22 protein-coding genes are annotated in these 19942 nt (G+C 28.3%); 14 read left to right on the forward strand and 8 right to left on the reverse strand.

What is annotated here, in order from left to right; translation table 11 throughout:
- The first annotated feature begins 93 nt into the window (after positions 1-93).
- The 4 genes from KJQ97_RS01685 (at position 94) to KJQ97_RS01700 (ending at position 2364) form a co-directional block, all read left to right on the forward strand.
- On the forward strand, positions 94-684 hold the full coding sequence (locus KJQ97_RS01685) for an ATPase (RefSeq protein ID WP_214119751.1): 591 nt from the start codon (positions 94-96) through the stop codon (positions 682-684).
- A 192-nt stretch (positions 685-876) separates the two neighbouring features.
- Positions 877-1119 (forward strand): hypothetical protein, encoded by a 243-nt coding sequence (locus tag KJQ97_RS01690; RefSeq protein WP_214119752.1) that lies wholly within the window; start codon positions 877-879, stop codon positions 1117-1119.
- A gap of 4 nt (positions 1120-1123) precedes the next feature.
- Complete coding sequence (locus tag KJQ97_RS01695; RefSeq protein ID WP_350028215.1) at positions 1124-1825, forward strand: exo-alpha-sialidase; 702 nt, start codon at positions 1124-1126, stop codon at positions 1823-1825.
- A gap of 2 nt (positions 1826-1827) precedes the next feature.
- Positions 1828-2364 carry a hypothetical protein gene (locus KJQ97_RS01700; RefSeq protein ID WP_214119753.1) on the forward strand — a complete coding sequence of 179 codons (537 nt, stop codon included), beginning with the start codon at positions 1828-1830 and terminating at the stop codon, positions 2362-2364.
- 6 nt (positions 2365-2370) lie between these two features.
- Here the strand turns inward: KJQ97_RS01700 and KJQ97_RS01705 are convergent, their stop codons facing one another.
- The 3 genes from KJQ97_RS01705 to KJQ97_RS01715 are packed head-to-tail and all read right to left on the reverse strand — an operon-like array spanning position 2371 to position 6824.
- A complete protein-coding gene (locus KJQ97_RS01705; RefSeq protein WP_214119754.1) occupies positions 2371-2811 on the reverse strand; it encodes a DUF4878 domain-containing protein in 441 nt (146 codons plus the stop codon).
- Between the two features lie 4 nt (positions 2812-2815).
- Positions 2816-4852: a rhodanese-like domain-containing protein gene (locus KJQ97_RS01710; protein WP_214119755.1), complete on the reverse strand. Its 2037-nt coding sequence runs from the start codon at positions 4850-4852 to the stop codon at positions 2816-2818.
- A gap of 43 nt (positions 4853-4895) precedes the next feature.
- On the reverse strand, positions 4896-6824 hold the full coding sequence (locus tag KJQ97_RS01715; RefSeq protein ID WP_214117464.1) for a cytochrome c3 family protein: 1929 nt from the start codon (positions 6822-6824) through the stop codon (positions 4896-4898).
- Positions 6825-7067: 243 nt separating this feature from the next.
- On the opposite strand from KJQ97_RS01715, the gene KJQ97_RS01720 reads away from it, so the two are divergent.
- From KJQ97_RS01720 to KJQ97_RS01735, 4 genes are read left to right on the forward strand one after another with little or no spacing between them, the layout of a single operon-like run.
- Positions 7068-9821, forward strand: a complete 2754-nt coding sequence (locus KJQ97_RS01720) for a cytochrome c biogenesis protein (protein WP_214119756.1) — start codon at positions 7068-7070, stop codon at positions 9819-9821.
- Complete coding sequence (locus KJQ97_RS01725; RefSeq protein WP_214119757.1) at positions 9818-10234, forward strand: hypothetical protein; 417 nt, start codon at positions 9818-9820, stop codon at positions 10232-10234. The genes KJQ97_RS01720 and KJQ97_RS01725 overlap by 4 nt, the downstream gene beginning before the upstream one ends.
- Positions 10235-10236: 2 nt before the next feature.
- On the forward strand, positions 10237-10998 hold the full coding sequence (gene surE / locus KJQ97_RS01730) for a 5'/3'-nucleotidase SurE (protein ID WP_214119758.1): 762 nt from the start codon (positions 10237-10239) through the stop codon (positions 10996-10998).
- Positions 10991-11638: a tRNA threonylcarbamoyladenosine dehydratase gene (locus KJQ97_RS01735; RefSeq protein WP_214117460.1), complete on the forward strand. Its 648-nt coding sequence runs from the start codon at positions 10991-10993 to the stop codon at positions 11636-11638. The genes surE and KJQ97_RS01735 overlap by 8 nt, the downstream gene beginning before the upstream one ends.
- A 22-nt stretch (positions 11639-11660) precedes the next feature.
- Here the strand turns inward: KJQ97_RS01735 and KJQ97_RS01740 are convergent, their stop codons facing one another.
- Together KJQ97_RS01740 and KJQ97_RS01745 are read right to left on the reverse strand one after the other, a co-directional pair.
- Positions 11661-12083, reverse strand: coding sequence for a DUF1090 family protein (locus tag KJQ97_RS01740; RefSeq protein ID WP_214119759.1), 423 nt, complete (start codon positions 12081-12083; stop codon positions 11661-11663).
- A 9-nt stretch (positions 12084-12092) separates the two neighbouring features.
- A complete protein-coding gene (locus tag KJQ97_RS01745) occupies positions 12093-13073 on the reverse strand; it encodes a PLP-dependent cysteine synthase family protein (protein ID WP_214119760.1) in 981 nt (326 codons plus the stop codon).
- A 153-nt stretch (positions 13074-13226) separates the two neighbouring features.
- Here KJQ97_RS01745 and KJQ97_RS01750 point away from each other — a divergent pair, with 153 nt between their 5' ends.
- Genes KJQ97_RS01750 through KJQ97_RS01765 form a run of 4 tightly spaced genes read left to right on the forward strand, consistent with a single transcriptional unit; the run spans position 13227 to position 17086 of the window.
- Positions 13227-13478: a hypothetical protein gene (locus tag KJQ97_RS01750; protein ID WP_214117457.1), complete on the forward strand. Its 252-nt coding sequence runs from the start codon at positions 13227-13229 to the stop codon at positions 13476-13478.
- Positions 13479-13506: 28 nt separating this feature from the next.
- A complete protein-coding gene (locus tag KJQ97_RS01755) occupies positions 13507-14613 on the forward strand; it encodes an AAA family ATPase (protein WP_214119761.1) in 1107 nt (368 codons plus the stop codon).
- The gene (gene selB, locus KJQ97_RS01760; protein ID WP_214119762.1) at positions 14607-16328 is read left to right on the forward strand and encodes a selenocysteine-specific translation elongation factor; all 1722 of its coding nucleotides are present in this window, start codon (positions 14607-14609) and stop codon (positions 16326-16328) included. Before KJQ97_RS01755 ends, selB begins: the two co-directional genes overlap by 7 nt.
- 26 nt (positions 16329-16354) lie before the next feature.
- Positions 16355-17086, forward strand: a complete 732-nt coding sequence (locus tag KJQ97_RS01765) for a thioredoxin fold domain-containing protein (protein ID WP_214117454.1) — start codon at positions 16355-16357, stop codon at positions 17084-17086.
- A gap of 37 nt (positions 17087-17123) precedes the next feature.
- On the opposite strand, the gene KJQ97_RS01770 is transcribed toward KJQ97_RS01765, so the two are convergent.
- The 3 genes from KJQ97_RS01770 to moaC are packed head-to-tail and all read right to left on the reverse strand — an operon-like array spanning position 17124 to position 18831.
- Positions 17124-18116 carry a hypothetical protein gene (locus KJQ97_RS01770; RefSeq protein WP_214119763.1) on the reverse strand — a complete coding sequence of 331 codons (993 nt, stop codon included), beginning with the start codon at positions 18114-18116 and terminating at the stop codon, positions 17124-17126.
- A 9-nt stretch (positions 18117-18125) separates the two neighbouring features.
- On the reverse strand, positions 18126-18380 hold the full coding sequence (locus KJQ97_RS09775) for an HP0495 family protein (protein ID WP_214117452.1): 255 nt from the start codon (positions 18378-18380) through the stop codon (positions 18126-18128).
- The gene (gene moaC, locus KJQ97_RS01780; RefSeq protein ID WP_214119764.1) at positions 18358-18831 is read right to left on the reverse strand and encodes a cyclic pyranopterin monophosphate synthase MoaC; all 474 of its coding nucleotides are present in this window, start codon (positions 18829-18831) and stop codon (positions 18358-18360) included. Before moaC ends, KJQ97_RS09775 begins: the two co-directional genes overlap by 23 nt.
- 87 nt (positions 18832-18918) lie before the next feature.
- Between moaC and KJQ97_RS01785 the strand changes: the two genes are divergently transcribed.
- Both KJQ97_RS01785 and KJQ97_RS01790 read left to right on the forward strand, forming a co-directional pair.
- Positions 18919-19146, forward strand: a complete 228-nt coding sequence (locus tag KJQ97_RS01785; RefSeq protein WP_214117450.1) for a hypothetical protein — start codon at positions 18919-18921, stop codon at positions 19144-19146.
- Positions 19146-19942 (forward strand): hypothetical protein (locus tag KJQ97_RS01790; RefSeq protein ID WP_214119765.1); only part of this gene is annotated, 797 nt, incomplete at its 3' end. The genes KJQ97_RS01785 and KJQ97_RS01790, both read left to right, overlap by 1 nt.

Consider the following 19942-nt stretch of genomic DNA (forward strand, 5'->3'; position numbering starts at 1 on the left):
ATATAAATAAATATAAAATATTTTTAGTTTTTTATATTAATAAAATTATTTAATTTTTATTATAATTACTTAAAATCTATATAAGGAAAATTTATGATAAATCAACCTATAGTTACTATTTTTGCTGGTGTAAATGGTGCAGGAAAAACCACTTTATATTTTTTAGCACTAGAAAAAGGAATAAATTTAGGCTATCGTATAAATGTAGATGAAATAGCTCAAAGTATTGGAGACTATAGAGATAGACAAACTCAAGTTCGTGCCTCAAGAATAGCTATAAAAATGCGTAAGGTTTACATAGATGATAAACTTAATTTCAATCAAGAAACTACACTTTGTGGAAAATCTATATTAAATCTATTTGATGAATTAAAAGAGAATAATTACAAAATAAATTTACGCTTTGTAGGGCTTGATAGCCCACAAACAGCAAAAGAGCGTGTAAAAATACGAGTTAGTAAAGGTGGACATGATATAGAACCACATTTAATAGATAAAAGATATTACGAAAGTATGCAAAATCTTTTAAAAATTATGCCATTGTGTGATGAGATTTTGGTTTATGATAACACTAAAAATTATGAATTAATTGCAAAAATAACAAATGGAAAAGTAGATATACAAAAAAATATTGAATGGTTCAATGATTTAATTTCAGAAAAAATAAAACTTCAAAATTATTAATTTATGAATATTAGTTATGATTTAAAAAACCACAAAGGACAAAGATGAAAAAACTCACATTATTTTTATTTAGTTTATTTTTATGGGGGGGGGTATTTATTAAATAACAAAGATATAAATTTTACTTATTTAACCAAACCAACCAACCACAAAACCCAAACAATCCAAGAACTAAAAAGCATTTCTATACCAATGAAACAAGGTGTATTATCAGCACATTCTTCAAGCACAATATCTCTTAATCATGATTATTTGCTTAGCGTATTTTTTGCAGGTTCTAAAGAAGGTGCAAAAGATGTAGCAATTTATGCGAGTATTTATCAAGGCACAAATTATTTAGAGCCTTTTGCATTAATTACTAGAGAAAAGCTTATGAAAGATAGCAAAGAATATATTAAAAAAAATCGGAAATCCAACCTTAGTCAAAACAGATAATAAAATCCATTTATTTGTTGTAGGAGTTAGTTTTGGCGGCTGGGCAAATAGCAAAATATATCATTATATTAGCAGTATTGATACTATTGATTTTAAATTCCAAAAAGTCCTTCATTTAAGCCCTTTTGCAAATATTAGTAATCTTGTAAGAGCTAATGCTATTTATATTAATTTAGGTAAAGAATTTGGCTTTTTACTCCCAATTTATCACGAATTAGCCAATAAATATCCCTTAGCTTTAGTATTTAATAATTCAGGCGAACTTTTAAAAATCAAAAAACTCACTAATGCTAAAGATTTATTTCAGCCAAGTGTCGTTGCTATTAATGATAAACTAGCTTTATTTGCTTTTAGGTCTAGCAAAAGTGCTAATTATGATTTTTATACTATGACTTGTGATAATCTTTTAAACTGCAATGATTTAGCAAAAACAAATCTAAAAAATTATGATAATTCTATTAATTTATTCAAAGTAAATAATGATATTTTCTTGCTTTTTAATAGTGATAAAGATGGTTCAAGAAATACTTTAAGCCTTGCTATTATGAAAGATTATAATGATTTTCATAGGATTTTAGATATTGATAAAGGTAAAGAAATGAGCTACGCAAGTGTATTTATTAGCGATAATAAAGCTCATATCACATACACACATAATCGTGATTTTATTCAATACAAACAATTTTTATTTAACAAAAAGGATTAAAAATGCACTTTATTTATACTTTACTTTATTTATCAATTTTTGCAAGTATTTTTCAAAAACTTACAGTTAAGAAGAAAATTTTTATATATTTAGCGATAATTTTTTTGACAAATATATCTATATTTAATGGTTTGAGTTTGAATGATTATACTTATAGTATATTTTCTAATCTTAGTATTTTTAGTGTTTTAATTTTGCTATTAATAATTTTTAATCAAGGCAAATTGCTTGATTTTAGGGCTTATGTTTATATTTTTGTTATCAATCTTTTGTTTTTTCTATCATTTTTAAATATTATTACTTTTGATATTTATTATGAAAATGGTTTTTTAAATTATTTAATAATTTTTGTAATTTTTATAATTTCGTATTTGCTAAATCAAATTCTATCAATTTTATTTTTGCTATCTTTAGCAATATCTTTTATCTTAGGCATTGATAATATAAATGATTGTTTTTTTGATATTTTTATTTTGATATTTTCATTTTTTCAAGTAATTTTAAAAGCAATTAAAAAGAATTTAAATAAGTCTAGTTAACTAGACTTATTTGACCTTTACAGGATATAAGCTTGGGTATTCATAGATTTTCCACTCGCCATTTTCGTTGTGTAAAATCACATCTTTACTGAATTTATGTTGCTGGATTTTGTAGTTTGTATCTACTTGAACTATTGCTATTTCGCTACTTTTGTTCTTTTTAGTAAAGTTCATTTCTATAGTATCATCATTACCTTTATAATCATAATCTATAAAAATCATATCCTTACCTTTATCTTGAAACTTCTTAAAATAATCCACATTATTTTTACTAGCAAGTAATTTAGCAGCATCATTCATTTTCCCAGCTTCACATAAAAGCACAAAGTCTTTAACCACAGCTTCAGGCTCTTTAGCTTCATTGCCGCAAGCACTAAGAATTAGTGCTGCAGCAATTAAACTTGATGCCGTAAAACTTAAAATCATATTAGCATCTTTATTTTTCATACTCTTATCCTATTAACATATCAGCAAAGGCATAAATTATTAAGAACAGAAAAATTAGTCCAGTAAATAACATTAAAAATCCAACAACTCTTGCAAAATAAAAATACTTAGCAAAAGAATTGCTCTCATTTTTAAGTTCGTCTAATTTTCCACTAGCTTTAAGCCTTGCATACCATTCAGGTCTATCGTGCTTTAACTCTTCTTCGGTTAGTTCTCCACTAAAGATAACCATATCCATAGGGAATCTATCAGCTCTAAAGTGAGTATTGAAAAAATGCACCGCAAAAATAAATCCTGTAGCTAAAAGTGCTTCATCAGAATGCACAAGCGTTGCAAGATTTAGCATAAAGCCAGGTAAAATCTTCGTAAATTCAACCGGAAACCACAATACTAAACCACTAAAGCCAATGATAAACATACCCCAAAATACTGCTATATAATCAAATTTTTCCCAGTAAGTAAATCTATCAAACTTAGGTCTTTCGCCTTTTCCAATAAACCATTTAAAATGAGCTACAACATCTCTTAAATCTTGCATTCTAGGCATTAAACTATCAGGTCCAAATAATTTTGCTAAGAATAATTTAAAGCTTAGCTTTCCATTATTATCACGAATAGCATCACGCTTAGTCCAAGAATTATAAACTACTTCAGCAATGTGGCTTAAGAATACTGCAATCATAATAAACGCACTAAAATGGTGTATTTTAGTAGCCATTACAATTCCGCCCATTAAATCAATCATAGTTTGAGCCCAAGGAGCGGTATAGAATTTTTGTGGTAAGCCAGAAAAACTTAATCCTAAAAAGCTTGAAGCTACAAAGAAATGCTGAATTCTATGCAAGGTGCTAAAGCGTTTAATATTTACCTTGTCATTATGCATTTTTTCTTTTGCTGCACGCCACTCATCTTTATATTTAATACTCATATAAATTAGTTTCATACTCCACAAGAATGTGTGTAAGCCAAAGAATGCAAATACTGATATTACAAGCCCTGTCATAAACACATAAGCCCAATAAAGTAAAGGGAAATTCTCTTTATCAGTATGGTCAGCATGAGCTATAAAATCACTAAAGTTATCATTAGCTCCTTCGTGGCATTTTTCACAAGTTTTTATTCTAGTTTCACCATATAAAGTTGATTTTTCATCTTTTGGTTTATGAATGTTATGAGCCCCGTGACAATCAAAACAAGCAGCTATTTTTTTGCTTTCACCATCTTTTGCTAAAACCATAGCCTTTCCGTGGAAAGTTTCGTGATAGTGTTTTTGCTCTTTTTCATGGCAACTTCCACATTTTACATCGCTTAGTTTTTTAACAGCTAAAGAGGTTAATTGTTGTTTATCATGCACATTATGACAATCCGAGCATGATGGAGATTTTTCTCTTGGATTTGTGAATTTATCATGCACACTTCCGCTAAATTCAGCCTTAACTTCTTTATGACAACTAGTGCAGTTTGCATTTACATTGTCTTTATCGTTTGCTAAATCATTGATAATTCCACTAGCACCATGACAATCTCTACAAGCAGGAAGGTTACCAAATCTTAAATTCTTATGTAATTCATCTTTAAAACTACTTACTTCATTTCCTTCGTGCCAACTATTAATATCATGACTTTTTACAAGTGGTTTTATGCCGCCTTTTTCAATAGGTCTTGCACTAAGAATCCAGCTTTCAATTCCATCTAGCATTACACGAACATTTGTATATCCTAGTTTTTGTGCTTTTAATGCAGCATCGCTACTTGCATAGCACATTCTATTTAAGCAATAAAAAATAATCTTAGCGTCTTTATTGCTAGGTAATAAACTTACCCATTCAGGTGTATTAATAAAAATAGAGCCTTTTAAATAGCCGTATTTTATTCTTTCTTCTTTTGTATTTGCGTCAAATATATATACATCTTTTTTACCTAATTCTTTTTCTACATCAGCCATAGATATAGGAATTACTCCTTCAACTACTGCAAAATCGCCTTCCGATGCAAAAAGGTTAAAGCTTAAAAAGATGGCAAAAATAAGTCTTAGCAACATATTTTATCCTTTCACTAAGGTTAGGATTTTTCCTAACCTTTTATTATTTCTTACCATCTAATAAATCTTGAGCTTGTGCTACATAAACTAATGCTTCATTTATTAGTTTTAGAGCATATTTTGGACCATGAACGCCCCAGCTTCCATCTTTTTCAATTTTTTCATAAATTGCTCTTGCTTCTTTTGTAAGTAGGATAATTTCTGATTTAGTTTTTGTGCTTAGATTATCCATTTTTGCTTGTTCTCTATCAATTTTGCGAATTGCAAGTTCTAGTTTTTTAAAGCCTTCTTTAACAGGTAATTGCCATTCCATAACTTTATCATAGATTTGCTCTTGGTCTGTGAAGTGTAATTCTTTTGGTAAAGTTGATTGCACAGCACTATGGCATCCACTTGCCCCAGGTCCTACTAGATTTACATCACTCCAGCTAGTTCTTCCGCAACTCCACATTAAATCCACAAAGAATTTGCCATCTTTTCTAGCAATTGTCCAACCTTTAGTTGTTTGTGGGTCTCTTGGTTTTCCTTCTGGTGGGTTTAGAGTTTTTGCGTCTTTATCTACATAGATTTTCCATATATGACTTGCACGAACATTGTCAAATCCACCTTTATCAGGGTTTTGAACGCTTGCAAAGTTTTCACAACTCATCATATTTGGCATATGACAGCCTGTGCAATTATCTTTAGCGTGTGCTCCGCCGTATTTAAACATTTCAGCTTGAGTTTCGTGACAATCACTACAAGTTTTTTTAAGTCCTACTTTTGTATAAGGGTCTTTCCAATCATTTGCAGTAACTTCGTGTGGGTCGTGGCAAGTTGAACATCTCATACCTTTATCATAGTGCATAGTATTATACATTTGTGAGCCTTCAGTTCCACAAGATGGACACGCTGATTTAAAGTAGCTATTAAATGGCTTTCTTGGGTCAATCTTCGCATCTTCGCTATCATAAGCAAATCTTTGATGACATCTTTCGCAATTACTTGGCATACCAGCACCCCTTGCTCCATAAAGGTGAGCTCCAGCTCCGTGACATTCTTCACAGCTAATTCCTTTAGAAATTGCGTGTTTTCTAAGCTCGTCTTTATTTCCAATTGCTGCTAAGAATTCTTCTTTAGATTTAAAGTCAAATTTAAAGCTATGGCATACTTCACAATATGCAGATGCAGGTTGAAACATCATTTTTTCTTTATAAGTAGAACCATAAGAGTTTATTCCCCAAACGCTTGAAGTTTGTTTGCCAAAATCTTCTAATTTTGTAGGAAAGCCAGGTGAGAATTCAGCGATTTTTTTCGCAACTTCAGGCGTAAGTGATTCAACCCAAAGGCGTGAGAATTGATTACCCCCAGCAACCATTTTACCTGTTCCATCAGCTAATTTTCCATCTTCAATGTGATAAGTTCCACGAACTAACCATTTATCAATAAAACCATATTTTGTTCTAGGAGTTCCTACGATTACAAATACATCATCAGCTTCAACACCTTTTGGTAAAATTGTAGCTTCGCTGCTTCCATACATAGGCTTTTTAGGGTCTCCTCCAGCTTCTTCTAATTCATCAGGAAAACGAATAACTTTTGAGTGGCGTGAACGATTCCAAGCTTCATATTGAGCAGGGTGGCATTCACCACATTTTTTAGGTCCTACGAATTTATTTGGATAATCTAAAATACTTTCCATACCTAGACGATATGTAATTGACGCAGAACGACCTGTGTCTTTTTCATAATTTCCATGCCCACCGAATTCTACGAATTCTTCTTGGCGATTAGAAATAGAATATTTTCCAACTAAATTTCCTTCCTTTTCGTATTTAAACATAGGATGGCGGTCTTTTAAGAACTCTATAAAATCAGTTTCTTGATTTACATAATCGTGTAGAGTTCTAGGCTCGATACCATCAGCTTGAGGTGTTATATTATTAGCATATAACATAATACAGGCACTACCTAGTGCTAACAAGCGTTTCATAGCTTTCTCCTTAAAATTAAAATTACAACAATGAAGTGTAATCCAATTTCATTTAAAGCTTTCTTAAAAAAATATAAAAAATAAAATATAATTTAAATAATTCAAAAAGGAGAAAAAATGTATTAAATAATTTTAATTAATTTTCTTATTTTTTAAGGCTTTTATTATAAAATATAGCTTTAAGTTTATATAATAAATTTTATCAATTAAGAATGATTTTAAAAGAAAGTAGTTTTAATAATAATGTTTTTAAATAAATTTTTAAATTTAAAGATTTCTTTAGTTTATATGCTAATTTTTGCTATTTTTTGTGGGGTTGCTACATTTATTGAGAGTGCAAAAGGCACAAGTTATGCTATGAGTTTAGTTTATAATGCTTGGTATTTTCACTTGATTATGGTTTTATTGTTTTTAAGTGTGATTTATGCGATTTTTAAATACAAACTTTATAAAAATATTTCATTATTTTTAATTCACATTTCTTTTATTTTTATATTTATTGGTGCTGTTTTAACTCATTTTTTTGGTTTTGAAGGCATTATTCATTTAAGGGTTGATAATAAAGCAAATGAGATAAAAAGCACAAAAACTGAATTAGTCTTAAAACATAATGATAAAATCAGTAAAACTAGTAATTTAAATGAGATTATAAAACTTGATAATGCAAGTTTAAGGTTTGTTGATTTTAGCAATGAAGCAGGGATTACTAAGGTAAAAAGTGATGATTTAAACGACCCTAGTTATTTAAAATTAAGATTTAATTTTGATAATGGATATAGTGATGTTGAGATTAATTATAATGAATGCGTTAGTGTTGCTAATATTGATTTTTGCTTTAACAAAACAAGCACTAATTATGTTAATTTTTATATAAAAGATAATGAGTTTTATATAAACACTAATCAAGAAATGAAATTCTTAAATCAAATTCTAAGCAGTGATTTTAAATTAAAAGATGGTATATATTTGCTAGATGAGTTTTCTTTTTCGGCTTTAAATTATTTAGTTCATTCAAAAGACGCACTTAGTATGAGTGGGGGTAATTTACAAGCGATTAGAGTGGAATTTAAATCAGGAATTTCAAAAGAAAAACTAATCCTTGCATTAAACGATAATATTAAGATAAATGATTATGATATTTCTTGGAAGCAAGAGAGCTTAAAGCTTGATTTTGATATTTATCTAAAACGATTTAATTTAATAACTTATGCAGGTAGCAAGAGTGCAAAAGATTATGAAAGTGAGTTATTAATCTTAGATAATAATCAAAAAATAGATGTAAAAATAGCTATGAATAAAGTGCTTGATTATAAAGGTATTAGGTATTTTCAGCATTCTTACGATGAAGATTTAAAAGGCACGATTTTAAGTGCTAATAAAGATTTAGGCAAAACTCCTACTTATATTGGCTATGCTTTATTATTTATTGGGTGTTTTTTAAATTTATTTAGTCTAAAAACTAGAAAATATTTTAAGGCTTTAAGTGTTGTTTTTATAATAATTCTTAGTCCAAATTTAAAAGCAAATGATTTTAACTCTCATATAAATGAATTAAATTCTTTAATTATTCAAGATTTAAATGATAGATTTTTGCCATTTTATACTTTTTCACTAGAGCTATGCAATAAAATTGGTTGTCCTAATAAAAACGCTGCAAGTGAAGAGATATTTAGATTAATTACCGATGTTACTTATGTAAATGAAGCTAGATTAATTAGGGTCAAAAATCCTAAATTAAGAGAATTTTTAAATTGTGAAAAACAAGCAAAATTTAGTGATTTTTACGATGGTTCAAGCTATAAATTAAAAGATGAAATTAAAAAAACATATGCTAAAGGAGAAGCGAATTTTAATGATTATGATAAGGATTTGATTAGAGTTGATGAGAGTGTGAATATTTTATATTTAATTTTTACAGCAGAATTATTTAAGATAATTCCTGATGAAAACCACTTGCAAAGCCCATTTGCAAATAATATAAGCTTGGATAATCAAAAGCTAATTAATGAATATTTAAGCTCTTTAGTAATTGCTAAAAAAACTAATGATTATAGCAAGGCTAATGAGATTTTATCTAAGATTAAAAACTTGCAAAATCAGTTTGATTTTTTACCTAGTCAAGCACAGATTAAAACTCAAATATTTTTAAGTAAATATAATGCTTTTTATAGTTTGTGTTTTGCTTATTTAGTGCTTTTTATACTTTCTTTATTTGTGATAAATAAAAATACTAAAATTATTTTTTATCTTACTTTAATACTATTTTTAATCCATTTAATTCTCATTGGATTAAGGGGTTTTGTAGCAGGATTTACTCCGCTTACTAATACTTATGAGAGTTTAATTTATATTGCTTTAAGCTCCGTTTTTGCTGGACTTGTTTTTAGAAAAAATCTATTACTTAGCTTGTGTTTATTGTTTAGCGTTGCTACATTATTTACAGCACATCTTAATGATATTAATCCACAAATTACAAATCTAATGCCTGTTTTAAATTCTCCTTATCTTAGTATTCATGTAAGCTTAATTGCTGCTTCTTATGGATTTTTTGGCTTAAGTGCTTTAATTAGCTTTTCTTATTTATCGTGCGTAATATTTAAAAAACCTTACGATAAGGCAAATATTCAAATATATTTAGCAAATCATTTAGGCTTATTATTATTAATTTGTGGGAATTTCTTAGGCGGAATTTGGGCTAATGAGTCTTGGGGAAGATACTGGGGCTGGGATAGCAAAGAGACTTGGTCTTTAATAAGCATATTAATATATGCAATTTTAGTGCATTTAAAATTAAAATCAAAACTATTATATGCACTGCTTAGTATGTGGGGATTTGGCGTTATTTTGATGACTTATTTTGGAGTGAATTATTATTTAGTAGGTAAGCATTCTTACGCAGGAGAAAAGAGCAATTTTGAAAGTCCATTATGGCTAATAATTAGCGTAATTATCCTAATAATCTTTAGTTTGGTTGCTATTAGAAGGAATTTAAAATGAGAGTTGTGTTAATATTTTTAGCTTTATTTTTCATAGCTTGTGATGATGAAAAAATTGATGAAAATTATTTAAACACTCCACTTAAATGCTCTATTAATAAAGATATATGCGAAAAAGATTTCAAAGGTAGAAAAATTAGTTTTGAAATTATTAATCGTCCGATAAGATTTATGGAAGAAACTAAATTAATAATTAAAGGCTTACCTAAATACGATAATCTAAATCTTAAATTATATGGGCTTAATATGGATATGGGTGTTATAAATGCCGAGCTTATTAGACTTGATAACGGAGATTATGTAAGTGAGTTTGTGGTAAGCACTTGTTTATTAAGCACTATGAGATATAGATTAGAATTATTTAATAATGATAAAAAAATAAAATTATTTATAGATTTTGATATGAAAAGGTAAAAATGAGAATATTATTAACCAATGATGATGGGTATGATGCAGCAGGTCTTCTAGCACTTAGAAAAAGGCTTAAAAAGATTAAAGATTTAGAAGTTTTTGTGGTTGCTCCTTGGAGCAATAAGAGTGCTTGTGCGCATTCGCTTACACTAAATCATCCACTAAGTTTTGTAAAAATTAAGAAAAATTATTATGCCTTAAAAGATGGCACACCAAGTGATTGCGTAAATCTTGCATTTTGCACTATTTTTAAGGATAAATTACCTGATTTGGTAGTAAGTGGGATTAATAATGGAGCAAACTTAGCTGAAGATATAACCTATTCAGGCACGGCGGCTGCTTGTATGGAGAGTGTGCTTTGTGGAGTGAATGCGATTGCTTTTTCTCAACTTTATGAAAAAGATATAGATTTTAAGCGTTCAAGTAAACTTGCTGTTAAATTAATCTTAAAATTACTTAAGCTTAATCCACTTAAAAAAAGAAGATTTTTAAATGTAAATTATCCAAGTTGTGAGAGTGATTATAAAGGTTATAAAGTTTGTAAGATGGGTAAAATGAGATATGAATTCTCAAGTAAAATATGTAAAAACCCTAGAGGATTAGAGTATTATTGGCTAGATAGCTTGTATGATTTAAGCAAGGTAAAAGCAAAAGATGATGATATTGATTATGTAAGACAAGGTTATGCAAGTATTACTCCAATTAAGCTAAATCTAACGGCTAAAAAAGAATTAAAAAAAGTAAAGAAATGGTTAGAAAATGAGTGAGAGATTTGCAAGAGCTAGATTATTATTTCAAGATAATTATGATAAATTGAGTTCAAAAAAAGTGCTAATTTGTGGGCTTGGCGGAGTTGGTGGTATGTGTTTTAGCTCACTTGCTAGAGTTGGTATTAATGTAAGTGGGATTGATAAGGATTATTTTGAAGCTAGTAATCAAAATAGACAATTACATTCTGAAAATATTGGACTTAGTAAGGCTAGTGTTTTTGCTGAATTTTATAAGGCAAATTGCTATGAGTTATTAATCACTAAAGAAAGCTTTTTAGAGTTTTTAAAAGATAAAGAATTTGATTTAATAATTGATTGTATTGATGATGTTAAAGCTAAATGCGATATAGCCGAAATTGCTTATGAAAAAGGCATTAGTTTTATTAGCAGTGGTGGGGCTGCAAAAAGAATTGACCCTTTAAAATTAAAGGTTGCAAATTGGGATAAGACCAAAATGTGTGCTTTAGCAAAAGCCGTTAGACTTGAGCTTAAAAAACGCAGATTTAAGGGTAAATTTAAAATGGCTTATAGCGAAGAAGAGCCAATGTGTGTTGGGCTAGGGTCTTTTATGGGAATGACTGCTTCTATGGGGCTTTTATTATCATCTTTAGCGATTAAACAATTATTGAAGAATTAAAGCCTAAAAAATTAGGCTTTTTTTAATATTTATAAGAGTTTTTTAAAGCTTGTTTTTGTCTTTTATATTCGTCTTTTATACGATTTTTTTCAGCTTTTAATTCTGCTTTTCTTCTTTTGTATTCGTCTTTACTCATACTATTTTTCATATCATTTAATTCATCAAGCTTGTCTTCAATCCTATCAATCTTACGCTCAGCTTCATCTTCTAATCTTTCAATAGTGTCTTTAATCTCATTTTTTCTAGTGTAATAATCATTATTATAAACACTACCACCACCACAATGTGCTCTTACATTTGCTAAAGCGTTTTCTAAACCTCTAACTCTATTAAAATTGCCATATTGTTTTGCATAGCTTAATTCACGCTCTAATTTGTTGATTTTATAAGAGCAATCTGCCATTGCAATGCTTGAAATTATGCCTAATAAAATTAATTTTTTCATATCTTCTCCTTATAATACTTTAAATCCGATTAATTCAATTTTATTGCTTAAAAATCTTTCTTCATCTTGCATATTTAGCATTAAATCAGTGCTTAGATATTTTTTATTATCATCAGCAAACACGCTAACGCTTACGCAATCTCCAAAAAGCTCCTTAGCCTTAATACAACCTAAGAAATTAGCCCCACTAGAAATTCCAACTCCAAGTCCGATTTTAGCTAGTTTTTGTGCCATTATAACGCTATCTATATCATTTACTATGATGATATCATCTAATTCATTTAGCTTTACAATATCAGGCACAAAACCATCTCCTATGCCTTGAATTCTATGCTCTGAATTTTCTCCAGGATTACTCATACTAGCACAGCCTTCAGGCTCTAATGGGCATATTTTTACTCCAAGTGGTCTTAATACCTTGCCAATTCCCATTATAGTCCCACCTGTTCCAACTCCTGCTACAAAGCAATCTGGCTTTAGGTTGTGTTTTTTTAGAGTGTTTAGAATTTCATTTGCAGTTTTTTCATGGGCTTTTACATTGCTTTCGTTTTCAAATTGATGAGGTAAAAATACATTGCCATTTTTTGCACTCTCATCAGCAAGTCTTACACTACCACTAAATCCACCCTCACAAGCACTAACTTCTCTTAATTTTGCTCCGTAACTTCTAATTATTTTCTTACGCTCTTCACTCATCCAGCAAGGCATAAAAATCTCAACACTAGCACCTATAAAAGCACCTAAAGCAGAAAAAGCTATACCTGTATTTCCACTAGTTGCTTCGGCTATACTCATACCAGCTTTAAATTCATTATTTTTAACAGCATTTTGCATAATTTCTAATGCCATTCTATCTTTAATAGAGCCACTTGGATTAAAATATTCTAGTTTAAAATAGCTTTTTGATTTTTTATTTTTATATAAATATTCAACTTCAACTAAAGGCGTGTTGCCAACTAATTTTGCATATTCTTTTAGTTTATTTTGCATATACTTTCCTTAATTAAAAAAACGCTTATTTTAGTAAATTAAAGTTAAAAATGAATTTAAAAATAATTTCAATAAAGATTATGAAAAATAATATCACTTTATTAATCAAAAATAATTATAATTTGTAAAATTATTATCAATAAAGGTTGGAAAATGTTTTCGTTTATTAAAAAACTTGCAAAATCAATTTTTGCACTTTTTAAAAAACCTAGAAAAGCTACAAAAACTCAAGTAATTGTAAGCAAGGCAAGTGAATTAGTGAATAAATTTATGCCTAAAAAAGAAGTAGAAGTTAAAGAAGTAAAACCTGATATTTTAAAAGAAATATCATTGTTTATTTTAAAAGAATTTGGATTTGGAAAATATATTAATTTTGCTTTAAGCTTTGCTAAGTTTTTAAAATAAATCATTACAATGCCCTTAAAGGATAGTAATGGTAGGGCAGGATAAAGTAAGAAAAATTTTTGATGAGTTTATAAAAGCAAAAGAAATTCCGCATAGTGTTTTTTATGGTCCAAGCGGGGTAGGTAAGACCACTTTTGCAAGATTTATAGCAAAAGAATTAAAAACTAATTTTTATGAGTTTGATGGTGCTAGTTTTAGCGTTGAAGAACTTAGAAAAGTTATTAAAAAAGATAGCCTTTTTAAGCCTGTTGTATTTATTGATGAAATTCATCGCTTAAATAAAGGCGTTCAAGATGTGTTATTAAAACCTTTAGAAGAAAATAATTTTTATTTTTTAGCTGCAAGCACTCATAATCCTTTGTATTCACTAAATAAGGCTTTATGCTCTAGGTTATTGTTTTTTGAGTTTATGCCATTAAGTTATGATGAATTAAAAGAGATTTTAGAACAAGCTCAACCTAATTTAAGCACAGAAATAAAAGATTATTTAATCAAATCAAGCTCAAACGATGCAAGAGCAATGCTAAATCTTTTAAGATACGCAAATGTTTTTAAAAATATCAGCCTAGAAAAGTTAAAAGCACTAAGACCAAAATATATTAGTAATAAAGAAGATGAGTTTTTACTAACTTCAGCCCTTATTAAAAGCTTAAGAGCAAGTGAAGTAAATGCAGCAATCTTATATCTTGCTAGAATGATAAATGCAGGTATTGATATTTTATACATTGCTAGAAGGCTTTGTATATTTGCTAGTGAAGATGTAGGTAATGCAAATCCAAATGCTTTAGTAATAGCTAATTCGTGTTTGCAAATATGTAAAGACATTGGCTTACCTGAAGCAAGAATTACGCTTTCTCAATGTGTAGTTTTTCTAGCTAATTCTAAAAAATCAAATTCATCTTATAAAGCAATCAATAAAGCCTTAGAATTTGTAAATAGCAATGAAGCCTTACAAATACCGACATATTTAGACAATAATCATCCTGATAAAGAAAAATACTATATTTATCCACACGATGAGCCAAACAAAACTCAAGAAATGGCTATTAATTGCCCTAAATTTTACGAAGATTACGGCATAGGATATGAAAAAAATTTCGCACTATGGAGAAAGGAAGGACTTTATAAATGTTAATAATTTCAACCGCAGGTCATATTGACCACGGCAAAACTTCATTAATTAAAGCTTTAAATGACTTTGATGGAGATAATACACCTGAAGAGCAAAAGCGTGGGATTACTATTGATTTGAGCTTTTCACACTTAGAGCATATCTCATTTGTTGATGTGCCAGGTCATGAAAGCTTGGTTAAGACAATGATAGGTGGTATTCAAAGTGAATACGCAATGCTTGTTGTAGATATTAACGAAGGGCTAAAAGCACAGACTTTAGAGCATATTTTTATCTTAAAAATTATGGGTGTAAAGAATATAATTTTAGTTTTAAATAAAATTGATTTATGCCAAGATATTGATGCTAAAAAGCAAGAGATTTTAAAGCAACTTGATTTTACGCCTATTAGAGTATTTTTAGTAAGTGCTAAAAACAAATTAGGCATAGATGAGCTTAAAAAATATTTATTGAGTTTAAAAGTTCCAAATTATGAAGATTTTGCTTTAAAAATCAATGTTGATAGAGTATTTAATGTAAAAGGCATTGGTCTTGTAGCAACGGGTATTTTAAAAAGTGGCAAATTAGAATGCAAAACTTATTTAAGCGATGAATTAGAAAATATTCAAATAAAATCAATTGAAGTTCAGCATAAAAATGTAGAAAGTGTAGTAGCACCTGCTAGGGTTGCTTTTGTCTTTAAAGGGAATTTAAAAGTAGGAAATATCATTTATTCTAAGGGTTATTTAAGAAGTGCAAATGAGATTTATACTACTTTAGAAGGTGAATTAAAGCACGATGAAAATGTATTGTTTTGTGCTGCCAATAAGCAAATTGAAGCGAAATTTTTACAATACGATAGATTTGCAAAATTTGTATTAAAAAAACCAATTGCTCTAAGTTTTAATGAGCCTTTTATAATCTTAAAAAATGCTCGTGCTGTTGCTGGTGGAGTGGTGTTAAATCCACTTACAGAGCCACTTAAAAAATCAAAAATGATTGAATTATTAAATGCTTTAGAACAAAAAGATTTTAAAAGTGCTTTTGATTTATTAAATCAAAATCATAGTTCAGGTTTTGGGCTTTTTTGTGCGCCGCAAAGATTTAATCTAAGCACGCAAAAAGCCTTAGAATACGCTCAAGAAGTAGGCGAGATAGTAGATTTAAATGGTGCTTGTGTATATGCAAAAAAAGCCCTAGAAGATACAAAAAACAATATAAAAGAGCTTTTTACTAAAAACCCTTATTCATTACAAAGTGCAAAAAGCTTAGAAAAATCATTAGGAATTGATGAGTTTTTGTGTGATTTGGCTTTAAAAGATTTAGATTTTTTAGAATTTAATAATGGTCTTTTTTATAAAAAAGGCGAAAAATTAGAAAAATTATTAGAAAATAATGAAGAAAAAATATATGATGAATTAAATTGCCTAACCCCAAAAGCTCCTTATAATATCTATGATGAGCTTAATTTAGATAGAAAAAGTGGTGATGATATTATGAAGAAATTATGTTCTCAAAATAAGGTAAAAAGACTAGCTCATAATTATTTTATTAGCACACAAGCACTTGAAGAATTTGTAAAAAACATAAGCCCTATTTTAAAAATAGGTGTAGGAGTGCAAGAACTTAAAAATGAATATGACTTAAGTAGAAAATATGCCATTGCTTTACTTGAGTATTTAGACACTTTAAAGGGTGTAAAAAATATTGACAATAAACGCTATTTAATGCAAAATTAAACTTTTATTTTTTTAAGGAGATTAGTATGAAAAAAATAATATTAGCAATGTCGGTTGTAAGCGCTTTAAGTGCTAGTAAAATTAGTGATAAAGTTATAGAATTTGTAAAAACAATTACACCAGAAAATATTCAAGTAGAATTAGTAAAAGTTGATAAAGTTCCTGATTCAAAATTTGAAATGGTAGAGTTTAATTTATTAAAAGATGGAGTTGTAGTTGGCTCTGATGTTTTCTTTAGTGATGGAGTTTATGGAACACCAACTATGCTTAATATGAAAGAAAGTATAGATTTAAAAGCTAGTTTTATGGCTAAAAAAGAAAAAGAAAAACAAGAGAAATTAAGCTTATTATTAACAGATTTTGTTAAAGAAAATCCTGATATGATTATTAATCTAGGAAAGCAAAATAGCAATACTGCAATGGTAGTATTTAGCGACCCTGATTGTCCTTATTGTAGAGAACATTTAAAAAATATAGAAGAAGATTTGAAAAAAACTAATATTAAATTTGTTTTAACTCCACTTCCAATGCACGAGAATGCTTTAGATAAATCGCTTAATATTTTTGATGAAATCAAAACAGCTAAAACTGATGAAGAAAAAATCGCAATATTAAGAAAATATTATCAAGATGGTGTTGAATACAAAAAAATTGACCAAGATAGAAAAAATGAATATGCTAAAAAGGTTGATGAAAAAGTATTTAATATGGGTGTAAATTATACTCCAGCAATTTTTAGTAATATAAAAGTTAAATAATTTTTAGAATTTGAAATGAGAGTTTCAAATTCTTTTTTTAGTTCTTCTTAAATTTTGTGAAAATATTTGAAGCTAATTTTTTTACATCAAATTCATTATAAGCTTTTTCTAAAGTATTTAATTCTTTTTTGATTTTTTCGTTTAGCTCGCTATTTTGAAATTTGATTAATTTTATATTTAGTAGTTGCTTGTTTTCTCTTACTAATCTTGCAAATTTAGCAAAATTATTATCAAGTTTATTATTTAAAATATTTTCAAGTGCCTTACCTGAAGCATCGTTATTTAGATTTGTCTTAATCATAGCTATAAAATCACGCTCAAGACTTAGAAGAGATAGTTTCATATTATCAAGTTCATTATCACTTAAGCTAACTTCTAAATCCTTTTTAAGCCTTTCTAAGATAGCAAATATACCTTCTAAAAGTCCATTTAATACTCCAGTCAAAAGCTCTTCAGCATAGCTTTGCCATTCATTTGCTAGTTCAAGTGCTGCTTTTAAGATAAGTTCAGCTGCATTAATTATTTTATCCTTATTAAACTTAGCATATTCAAGTGCGTTAATTAGCATAAAATTACTTATTAAAAAGCATCTTTCTTCTATCATCGCATTTGTTTCAAGAACATTTATAAAAGCATTTTGAGAAGTTTCGTAAAGAATTTGTAATGAGTTTGCTTCATTTAACATAAGTTCTTCAAGGTATTCTTTTTGAATATCATTTTGAACTACCTTACTTAGCTCATTAAAACTTGATTTTGTAATATTATAAAGCTCTAATTCTTTTGACTTTATCTCTTTTCTAATCATCTCAAGCTCATTTGTAAGAGTATAAATCTCTTGCTCTTTTATAGACATTTTTGCTCTTAAAAGGGCTTTTAAAACTATATTTTTATTCTCATTTGTAAGCGCTTCTAAATTCTCTAGCTCTTCACAATACTTGGTATATAATCTAGCGATTAATCCATCATCGTTTGAATTAATAAATTCTTTTTTTGCTTTTTCTTGTATTTCATTAAATAATATATTCTTCATAGTTTTTCCTTATAAAACAAATTTAGAATGTTTTTTAAGAGTAGAAAATAATTCTAATCTATAAGCTTCATTTGGCACTTCTAGGCTTAGGTTATAGCTTTTATAATTACTTGTAGATTTTGAACTTTCAATTTTTGCATTTTTAATATCTAGCTTTTTTACTAATTCATTTATATCATCATCTTTATCAAGTATTACTTTATAGCTCCAGTTGCAAGGATATTCTATCTTTAAATCAGCTTTAATTTCTTCTAAATTGACCACTTTTGCCTCCGTCTTTTTCTAATAATTTTATATCATCAATAACCATTGTTTTATCAATTGCTTTAACCATATCATAAATCGTTAATAAGCCTACACTAACAGCATTTAATGCTTCCATTTCTACACCTGTTTTTCCTTCGGTGATTACCACTGCATTTAGTCTAAAAGCAAATTCATTCTCAATTGGCTCAATATCTACTTCAACTTTACTAATTGGTAGTGGATGGCACATTGGAATTAAATTTGATGTTTGCTTAGCTCCCATAACAGCTGCAATAATAGCTGTATTTATTACCGCTCCTTTTTTAGCATTTCCGTTTAAAACTGCTTTAAAAGCTTCTTCGTTCATTGTGATTTTGCCACTTGCTAAAGCTCTTCTTTTAGTAATTTGTTTATCACTAACATCAACCATAGTAGGATTATTTCGCTCGTTTATGTGTGTAAGTTGCATTTTTTTCCTTTATTTTTGCTTAGATTTTAACAAATAATATAAATAAAATGGTATATTAGCATTTTTAATTTTATTAAGGAAAATTATATGGCTTACGATGATGATGAGTTTTTAGATTATGAAGATGACGAGTTAGATGGCTTTAGTGAATATGATGACTTTGATGATGAATTAGACGAATTTGACGATGAGTTAGATGAGTTTGATGACGAATTTGAGCAAGATTTTGATGATGAATTAAGCAGTCTTGATGAATATAACATATATGATGAAGATATGTATGATGACGATGATTATAGTTATGACGAGGCATAATGCGAGAATACGATAGTCAAAGAGTAGAATTTATACAAGAGCTTTATGATACCTATGAAGATATAAGAAATCATAATATTACCTTAAAAAGAATTTATGTAATTTTAATATTAACCATAATTATTACATTTGGTTTTTTAGGTATTACTATGCTTTTTGCTAAAGAATTTTTTATATCAAGTTTATATATTGTTTGTGCTTGTTTATTTTATGCCTTACTTTTAAATAGAAAGAAAAAATCAGTAGCAAGGTATCTTGACTGGTTTAGCTTTATGGGTGGTGGGGCATGTATAATCATTGCTATTTGTTGTAATATATATTTATATTCTATGGCAGGCGGGGCTCATTTATATATTATTTTGCTAGCCACTTTGATTTATATAATGTTTATAAATGATTCTAAAAAAAGATTATTGATAGCAAATATTACTTATTTAGTGCTATTAACTATATTTATATCTTTATTTTTAATTGATTATTATTTTTGGCATCCTTATTATAAGGAGAGTTTTTTTTCTAATTTATTATTTATAATTTCTGTTTTTGTAGTTTTTTCTAGCATAGTATTTAGCAACCATGTAGTAGGTCTAAAATCAATAGAAGATATAGAAAAATTATCTGTAAATAAAAGTCATATAAAAATAACTAAAAAAATACATACTAAATTCAATCTAATTGATAAAAAAGATTTCACACAATTGCTTTTACAAAGACAACAAAATCAATACAATAATCTTAATGTTTGTATATTTGAGATAGCTTTTGTTCAAAAAGACCAAGATTCATATTTTAAGAT

The sequence above is a fragment of the Campylobacter sp. 2018MI01 genome, assembly GCF_018501205.1.
In the GTDB taxonomy this organism is placed as follows: Bacteria; Campylobacterota; Campylobacteria; order Campylobacterales; family Campylobacteraceae; genus Campylobacter_E.